Genomic DNA, 2,817 nt, shown 5'->3' on the forward strand with positions numbered 1-2,817 from the left:
CAGGATGGCCAGAAACTCGTCGGGCACCGGCTCATTGACCACTTCGTCGAACAGGTGACGCAGTTTCACGCCGATCGCCTGCTGTCGCAGCCGTGCCTCCTCCAGCCCGGCTTCGCCGCCAAGTGGGGATGGCTTGCGCCGTGAAGAGTCTGAGTTATCGATCATGGACAAGTCGCCGCCACCCGTTGCACGCATTCAGAAAGACCGCCGACGTTTTGTCGCCGGCTTCTTGTTGACCTCCCAACGTCGGCCGCTGGACAGAGTTCCTGACAGATGCGCATTTTATGGCCAAGGTTGGTGCTCGGCCATGGAACCGTGGCGGTTGTGATACGTTTGACGCCCATCGCACGTTCGGGTTCCGGCCGTGCATGACTGATATGTCGGGGAATTCTACGATATGAGCCTACTGGCCAGACTTGCGCCGCACCTGCCCTATGTCCGCCGCTACGCGCGCGCCCTGACCGGCGATCAGGCGACGGGAGACAATTACGTCCGTGTCGCCCTGGAGGCGCTGGCCGCCGGTGAGCGTCAGTTGTCGCCCGACATGACGCCCCGCGTCGCCCTGTATCAGGTGTTCCACGCCATCTGGTCCTCGACCGGTGCCCAGCTCGAAGACGCCAGCGGTCTCGAAAGCCGCAGCGGCGACGACGCCTCGGGACGCCTGATGCGCATCGCGCCCCGATCGCGCCAGGCTTTCCTGCTGACCGCCCTGGAAGGCTTCACCCCCTCCGAGGCCGCCCAGATCCTGTCGGCCGATGTCCATGACGTCGAGCGGCTGATCGGTTCGGCCCAGGCCGAAATCGACGCCGAACTGGCCACCGACGTCCTGATCATCGAGGACGAGGCCATCATCTCGGCCGACATCGAAAGCCTGGTCAAGGAACTGGGCCACAACGTCACCGCCACCGCGACGACCCATGACGAGGCCGTCGACGCCGTCGCCCGTCACCGTCCGGGCCTGGTCCTCGCCGATATCCAACTGGCCGACGGCTCGTCGGGCATCGATGCGGTCAAGGACATCCTGAAGCGGTTCGACGTGCCGGTGATCTTCATCACGGCCTTCCCCGAGCGTCTGCTGACCGGCGAACGTCCCGAGCCGACCTTCCTGATCACCAAGCCGTTCCAGCCCGAGACCGTGAAGGCCGCCATCTCCCAGGCGCTGTTCTTCCACCCCTCGCGCCAGAAGGAAGCCGCCTGACCCCAGGCGAACACCCGATACGAAAAGCCCCGGCCGCTCACGCGACCGGGGCTTTTTGCCGACTTTCAGCCGACTTCAGTTCGAGGGCTGGGTCGGGGCGTTGACGTTGGGCGCGTCGCCGGTCGCGACCGGCGCTGCCTGACCGGTCGAGGTCGTCGGGGCATCGGCGGCCGGGGGCGTCGAGGCGTCGTCGGAAAAGGCCTGGGCATCGACCGCCTGCTGGCCGTTGTTCGGGTTCTGGCTGGCGAACCCGCCGTTGGACAGGAACCACATCCCCAGCAACAGCACGGCCGCCGCGCCTGCGGATACGATCAGGATCAGCAGGATACGGCCGCCCGGCCGCCCGCCCCGGACATACTCGGAGCCGACGGGACGCAGTTCGTGGACGGCATCGGCGGTCTTGGTCGCGCGATCGGTTTCTTCTGGGGTCATGGTCGTTCCGCCCGTTGATATTGAAGCTGACGAGCAAACGGATGGGGAGCGTTGCCGTTCCGCTCCCACTGCCGCTCACGCGGTGGGCGAAAAAAGTTCTGTTCTGAGGGAACGAGAGTCGGCGGACCTCGTTGTCTATCTGCGGAGGCGGCGACGCCCCCCGACTTGAGACTGGCGAGAGCCAGTCTGTCGCCTCCGCGCCTCATTCTCGATGATGCCACTTGAAGGCGATCCGCAAGGGTCGCCTTTTTCTTTGTCCTCTCGACAGCCGCGTCGGGTTGCGGGACAAGTGGGTCTGGAAACGCAACGCGCTCAGGCCGAACGGCCGGGCGCTTCACGGGAGACGACCATGCCCCTCAATCGTCAATGGGTTCTCAGGAAGCGGCCGCAGGGTCTGGTCCAGCACGACGACCTGGAACTGATCGAAAGCCCGACGCCCGAGCTGAAGGACGGCGAGGTCCTGATCCGCACGATCTATCTGTCGCTCGACCCCACAAACCGCACCTGGATGAACGACTCTGTCGGCTATCTGCCGCCGGTGGGGCTCGGCGACGTCATGCGCGGCCTGACCCTGGGCGTGATCGAGGACAGTCGTTCCGGCCGGTTCAGGACCGGCGACATCGTCACCACGGCCATGGGCGGCTGGGCCGACTATGGCGTCGTGCCCGACACCGGGGTGTCCAAGGTCCACCGTGCGCCCGGCCTGCCGCTGACGGCCAATATGTCGGTGATGGGCATGACCGGAATGACCGCCTATTTCGGCGTCACCGACGTGCTCAGGCCCACGCCCGGCCAGGTGATGGTCATCTCGGCCGCCGCCGGGGCCGTCGGCTCCATCGCCGGGCAGATCGCCAAGCAGAAGGGTGCCCACGTCATCGGCATCGCCGGCGGGCCCGACAAATGCCGCTGGCTGGTCGACGATCTCGGCTTCGACGCCGCCATCGACTACAAGGGAGAGGATGTCGGCGAGGCGCTGGACCGGCTGGCCCCCAATGGCGTCGACCTGAATTTCGAGAACGTCGGCGGCGACATCATGGTGGCGGTCTGGAACCGGCTGAACATCGGGGCCCGGATGGCCGTATGCGGCATGGTCTCGGCCTATAATGCGACGAAGCGCCCGCCCACGCCGGACCTCAGCCGCCTGATCACCCACCGGATGACCATGCAGGGCTTCCTGGTCATGGACT

General features: G+C 65.9%; 4 protein-coding genes. 2 read left to right on the top strand and 2 right to left on the bottom strand.

All coding sequences use genetic code 11. The features are described from left to right. Positions 1 to 165 (bottom strand): NepR family anti-sigma factor (locus tag JHC99_RS18310; protein WP_292156121.1); only part of this gene is annotated, 165 nt, incomplete at its 3' end. 232 nt (positions 166 to 397) lie between these two features. Between JHC99_RS18310 and JHC99_RS18315 the strand changes: the two genes are divergently transcribed. Next, a complete protein-coding gene (locus JHC99_RS18315; protein WP_271145505.1) occupies positions 398 to 1,198 on the top strand; it encodes a response regulator in 801 nt (266 codons plus the stop codon). Positions 1,199 to 1,273: 75 nt separating this feature from the next. Here the strand turns inward: JHC99_RS18315 and JHC99_RS18320 are convergent, their stop codons facing one another. Next, a complete protein-coding gene (locus JHC99_RS18320; RefSeq protein ID WP_292156119.1) occupies positions 1,274 to 1,630 on the bottom strand; it encodes a hypothetical protein in 357 nt (118 codons plus the stop codon). Between the two features lie 349 nt (positions 1,631 to 1,979). Here JHC99_RS18320 and JHC99_RS18325 point away from each other — a divergent pair. Further along, positions 1,980 to 2,817, top strand: an 838-nt coding sequence (locus tag JHC99_RS18325; RefSeq protein WP_292156120.1) for an NADP-dependent oxidoreductase, incomplete at its 3' end; no start/stop codon positions are given.

This window comes from Brevundimonas sp., assembly GCF_016463485.1.
GTDB lineage: Bacteria > Pseudomonadota > Alphaproteobacteria > Caulobacterales > Caulobacteraceae > Brevundimonas.

Coding starts and splice junctions, on each gene's coding strand:
- JHC99_RS18315 (WP_271145505.1), top strand. CDS start 398: ATGAGCCTACTGGCCAGACTTGCGCCGCACCTGCCCTATGTCCGCCGC.
- JHC99_RS18320 (WP_292156119.1), bottom strand. CDS start 1,630: ATGACCCCAGAAGAAACCGATCGCGCGACCAAGACCGCCGATGCCGTC.